General features: G+C 73.7%; 6 protein-coding genes. 5 read left to right on the top strand and 1 reads right to left on the bottom strand.

The window, feature by feature from the left end; all coding sequences use genetic code 11:
* From ACFQ3T_RS34225 to kal, 4 genes are all read left to right on the top strand, one after another.
* On the top strand, window positions 1-1072 hold a 1072-nt coding region (locus tag ACFQ3T_RS34225; protein WP_380729894.1), incomplete at its 5' end, for an amidohydrolase.
* Between the two features lie 113 nt (window positions 1073-1185).
* On the top strand, window positions 1186-2754 hold the full coding sequence (gene kamD / locus ACFQ3T_RS34220) for a lysine 5,6-aminomutase subunit alpha (RefSeq protein WP_380729892.1): 1569 nt from the start codon (window positions 1186-1188) through the stop codon (window positions 2752-2754).
* On the top strand, window positions 2751-3599 hold the full coding sequence (gene kamE, locus ACFQ3T_RS34215) for a lysine 5,6-aminomutase subunit beta (protein WP_380729890.1): 849 nt from the start codon (window positions 2751-2753) through the stop codon (window positions 3597-3599). Before kamD ends, kamE begins: the two co-directional genes overlap by 4 nt.
* Complete coding sequence (kal, locus tag ACFQ3T_RS34210; RefSeq protein ID WP_380729888.1) at window positions 3596-3985, top strand: 3-aminobutyryl-CoA ammonia lyase; 390 nt, start codon at window positions 3596-3598, stop codon at window positions 3983-3985. The genes kamE and kal overlap by 4 nt, the downstream gene beginning before the upstream one ends.
* Here kal and ACFQ3T_RS34205 read toward each other — a convergent pair.
* The gene (locus ACFQ3T_RS34205; protein ID WP_380729886.1) at window positions 3979-4416 is read right to left on the bottom strand and encodes a hypothetical protein; all 438 of its coding nucleotides are present in this window, start codon (window positions 4414-4416) and stop codon (window positions 3979-3981) included. The genes kal and ACFQ3T_RS34205 overlap by 7 nt on opposite strands.
* A gap of 86 nt (window positions 4417-4502) precedes the next feature.
* Here ACFQ3T_RS34205 and ACFQ3T_RS34200 point away from each other — a divergent pair, with 86 nt between their 5' ends.
* Complete coding sequence (locus tag ACFQ3T_RS34200) at window positions 4503-4856, top strand: GntR family transcriptional regulator (protein WP_380729884.1); 354 nt, start codon at window positions 4503-4505, stop codon at window positions 4854-4856.
* The last annotated feature ends 78 nt before the right edge of the window (window positions 4857-4934 follow it).

Below are 4934 nucleotides of genomic sequence, written 5' to 3'. Positions count from 1 at the left end.
GCCGCTGTCCCGCGCCGCCCACCACCACGTCCGGGGCGCCGCCAAGGACGCCATCCCCGCCGCGCAGCGCCGTGCCGCCCAGCGGGCGTTCCTCGCGCACGCCGCGTCACGCGGCATCGCGTCCGTGCACGAGTGCGCCGGACCCGACATCTCCAGCCGCGACGACCTCGCCGACCTCCTCGCCACCGACGTCCTCGACGTCGTCGGCTACTGGGGCGGCACCGAACCCGTCGACCTGCCCGTCCGCGGCCTCGCCGGCGACCTGTTCGTCGACGGCGCCCTCGGCTCCCGCACCGCCGCCCTCTGCTCCCCGTACGCCGACGCCGACACCACCGGCGCGCTCTACCTCGACGCCGACGCCATCGCCCGGCACCTCGTCGCCTGCACCGAAGCCGGCCTGCAGGGCGGGTTCCACGTCATCGGCGACGCCGCCATGGACGCCGTCGTCGAAGGCTTCGCCGCGGCCGCCGCCACCGTCGGCGTGCCCGCGCTCGCCGCCCGCCGCCACCGCCTCGAACACGTCGAGATGATCACCGCCGAGCAGGCCGCGAAACTCGGCTCGTGGGGCGTCGTCGCCTCCGTGCAGCCCCTCTTCGACCGCGAGTGGGGCGGCCCGGACGGCATGTACGCGCAACGCCTCGGCGTCGAACGCGGCACCGCCCTCAACCCGTTCTCCCGGCTCGCCGCCGCCGGCATGATCCTCGCCCTCGGCTCCGACGCGCCCGTCACCGACGTCGACCCGTGGGCCGCGATCAAGGCCGCCGTCCACCACCGCACCGACGGCTCCGGCATCTCGCCGCGCGCCGCGTTCACCGCCCACACCCGCGGCGGGTGGCGTGCCGCCGACGTCGGCGACGGCGTCACCGGCACCCTCCAACCCGGCGCGCCCGCCACCTACGCCGTCTGGGACGCGGGCGACCTCGAGGTCTCCGCGCCCGACAGCCGCGTCCAGCGCTGGTCCACCGACCCCCGCTCCCGCGTCCCCGCCCTGCCCTCCCTCGACGGCCCCGCGCCCACCTGCCTGCGCACCGTCCTGCGCGGCCGCACGATCTACGACAAGGACGCCACATGACCGCCCGCCACAACACGGCGCCACCGGTGGCACCCCCGGCGGTCGCGTCCCCGCCGGCGGCCGGGCGGCAGCACACCCCGCACACCCCCTTCCCCGGAAACCAGGAGTGACACATGGCGTTGCTCGACCTCGACCCCCGGGTGGTCGCGACGGCACGGGAACTCGCCGCGCGCGCCGCCGAACCGGTGGTGGCCATCGCCAAGGCCCACACCACGGTGGCGGTCGAGCGCGCCACACTCCGGCTGGCCGGCATCACCGGCGCGGACTCCACCCACCGCGCCGGCGACGTGCCGTGGGTCAACCGCGTCGTCGACACCGTCCGTGAGCACTGCGGCCTCGAACACGGCGCCGCGCTGCCCGTCTTCCACGCCCTCAAAGAGCACAACCTCGGCACCCTCACCGAACTCGCCGAGGCCACCGCCGCCGGACAGGTCCGCTACACCCTGCCCACCGGCCGCGACCGCGACCGCGCCCGCAAGGCCGCCACCGCCGCCGTCACCAAGGGCCTGCGCACCGTCGACCGCAACCGCGCCCAACGCGACCGGCTCGTCACCCGCCTCGGCGACCCGCCCCAACGGCCCTGGATCTACCTCATCGTCGCCACCGGCGACATCGACGAGGACGTCGTCCAGGCCCGCAACGCCGCCCGCGCCGGCGCCGACATCATCGCCGTCATCCGCTCCACCGGCCAGTCCCTGCTCGACTACGTCCCCGAAGGCGCCACCCACCACGGCTTCGCCGGCACCTACGCCACCCAGGAGAACTTCCGCATCATGCGGGCCGCCCTGGACGACGTGTCCAAGGAGGTCGGCCGGTACGTGCGGCTCACCAACTACGCCTCCGGCCTCTGCATGCCCGAGATCGCCGTCCTCGCCGGCCTGCAACGCCTCGACATGATGCTCAACGACTCCATGTACGGCATCCTGTTCCGCGACATCAACCCCATCCGCACCTTCGTCGACCAGCGGTTCTCCCGCCAGGTCCACGCCCGCGCCGGGATCATCATCAACACCGGCGAGGACAACTACCTCACCACCGCCGACGCCGTCGACGCCGCCCACACCGTCACCGTGTCGCAGCTCCTCAACGAGCACTTCGCCCACGAAGCCGGCCTGCCCGACCACCTCCTCGGCCTCGGCCACGCCTTCGAGATCAACCCCAAGGTCCCCGAGTCGTTCCGCCTCGAACTCGCCCACGCCCTGCTCGCCCGCGAACTGTTCCCCGACGCGCCGCTCAAGTGGATGCCACCCACCAAGCACATGACCGGCGACGTGTTCAACGGCTACCTGCTCGACGGGTTCTTCAACCTCGCCGGCGTCCTCACCGGCCAGTCCATCCTGCTCGTCGGCATGATGACCGAGGCCGTCGTCACCCCGTTCCTGTCCGACCGCGACCTGGCCCTCGCCAACGTCCGCTACGTCCTCGACGCCGCCGGCGGCCTGCGCGAGGACTTCCGCCCCGCGCCCGACGGGCTCATCGTCAAACGCGCCCACCAGGTCCTCGGCGAAGCCGTCGACCTCCTCGCCCGCATCGTCGACGACGGGCTGCTCAACGCCATCGCCGACGGCACCTTCGGCCTCATGAAACGCCCCGCCCACGGCGGCCGCGGCGCGGACGGCGTCGTCGAGAAGGCCGACGGGTACGTCAACCCCGCCTCGGAGCTGCTGGAGACCGCCCGGTGAACACCCCAGTGAACGCGGCCCAGAACAACACCGCCCAGAAGAACGCGCCTCAGACGAGCGCCGCCCCCGCCGACGCCGCGGCGGCGAACCCGAAACGGCACGTCCGCCCGTACGGCGACACCACCGGCGACGGCATGGTGCAGACCTCCTTCACCCTGCCCGTCCCGTTCGGGCCCAAGGCCGACGGCGCCGCCCAGCAGCTCGCCAACCGCATGGGCATCGACCCCGCCATGGTCGTCCACTCCCACCCCATCGGCGACGACTTCACCTTCTTCGTCGTCTACGGCTCCGTCCGCCACATCGTCGACCTCGACGAAGTCCGCGTCGTCGAACGCGAGTACCCGCTGCTCAGCCCCACCGAGGTCAACACGGCCCTCAAGAAGCTCCTGCGCCGCAAGCTCGTCGTGGTCGGCGCCTGCATCGGCACCGACGCCCACACCGTCGGCATCGACGCCATCCTCAACATCAAGGGCTTCGCGGGGGAGAAGGGCCTCGAGTACTACCGCGAACTCACCGTCGTGAACCTCGGCGCCCAGGTGTCCGTGCCCGAGCTCGTCCGCCGCGCCCGCGCCGAGAAAGCCGACGCCGTCCTCGTCTCCCAGGTCGTCACCCAACGCGACGCGCACCTGCTCAACACCCGCGAGATGTCCGCCGCGTTCCGCGAGGCGATGGGCGACCGGCGACCCGTCCTCATCGCCGGCGGACCCCGCTTCGACCCGCTCATGGCCGACGAGCTCGGCGTCGACCGCGTGTTCGGCCGCGGCACCACGCCCGGCGAGGTCGCCAGCTACCTCGTGCACGCCGTGCGGACCCGGAAAACCACCCAGACGAAGGAGAGCGCGTGAGCCTCACCGAGGGATTCACCGTCACCCACCGCCGGTACGTGCCCCACTCCCACGCCCACTACGGTGGCGACCTCGTCGACGGCGCCTACAGCCTCGGCCTGTTCGGCGACGTCGCCACCGAACTGCTCATCCGCACCGACGGCGACGAAGGCCTCTTCGCCGGCTACTCCGCCGTCGAGTTCGTCGCACCCGTCCACGCCGGCGACGTCATCGAGGCCACCGCCACCCTCGTCCGCGTCGGCACCCGCTCCCGCGAGATCGACTTCGAAGCCCGCGTCGTGTGCCGCGCCGCCCCCGACCGCGGCCCCTCCGCCGCCGACGTCCTCGACCCGCCCGTCGTCGTCACCAAAGCCCGCGGCACCGTCGTCGCGCCCCCGCGTCAGTAGCCGTACTCCCAACCACCGCCCGCCTCGCACACGTCCACGTGGTTCACGCGGCGCTGCCCGCGCCGCAGCTCCTCGGCGAACGCCGCCGCGTCCACCCCGAACGCCTCCACCACCCGCACCGACGCCGGGGTCGTGCTCACCCGCGCGGCCTCGGCCAGCCGGTGCCGGCCCGACTCCCGCAGCATCGCCGTCAACCGCTCGTGGTTGTCCGCCTTCGTCCGCTCGTCCCGCACCTCGCGCACCCGGCCGTCCGCGCGGAACTCGTCGGCGGCACGCCTCATCTCCTCGTCGGTGTCGAACAGGACCACCAACGCGGTGCAGTACGGCGTCGGCGTGCCCGCGACCCGGCGGCCCGGGGCGAACACCGCCACGAGCACGGTCACGAGGACGACGAGGGACACGGCCACGGCCGGCGGGCGCCAGCGGATCACACCACCACCCTGCCACCGCCCGCCCGGACCCGGCGACCCGACGGTCACCCACCGGCGCACCACGCCCCTCTGCCACTATCGGACACGTGATCAGCCTCGATCCGCTGTCCCCCGTGCCGCCCTACGAACAGGTGCGGTCCCAGTTCGCCCGCAAGATCACCGGCCGGGAACTGGCCGTCGGCACCCGCCTGCCCACCGTCCGCGCCCTGGCCGCCGAACTCGGCCTCGCCGTCAACACCGTCGCCCGCGCCTACCGCGAACTCGAGGAAGCCGGCCTCATCGAGACCCGCGGCAGAGCCGGCACCGTCGTCAGCGCGGCGGGGGAGCGGAGCCGGGAACGCGTCCTGCGCGCCGCCCGCGCCTACGCCGCCACCGCCCGCGAACAGGGCCTCACCGCCGACGAAGCCCTCGACATCGTCCGCGCCGCCCTGGGCGACTAACGCCAGTCCTGCGCGCCTCGGCCACCGCGGTCAACGCGGTGGCCCGCGGAGCCCGCCCGCGTGAGCCCGGGCCGCCCG

This window comes from Saccharothrix hoggarensis (assembly GCF_042678885.1).
Taxonomy (GTDB): domain Bacteria; phylum Actinomycetota; class Actinomycetes; order Mycobacteriales; family Pseudonocardiaceae; genus Actinosynnema; species Actinosynnema hoggarensis.
This window is presented reverse-complemented; position numbering and strand designations above follow the sequence as displayed.

Excerpts from the sequence above, each read along its gene's own strand:
- kamD (WP_380729892.1), top strand. The coding sequence starts at position 1,186 with ATGGCGTTGCTCGACCTCGACCCCCGGGTGGTCGCGACGGCACGGGAA.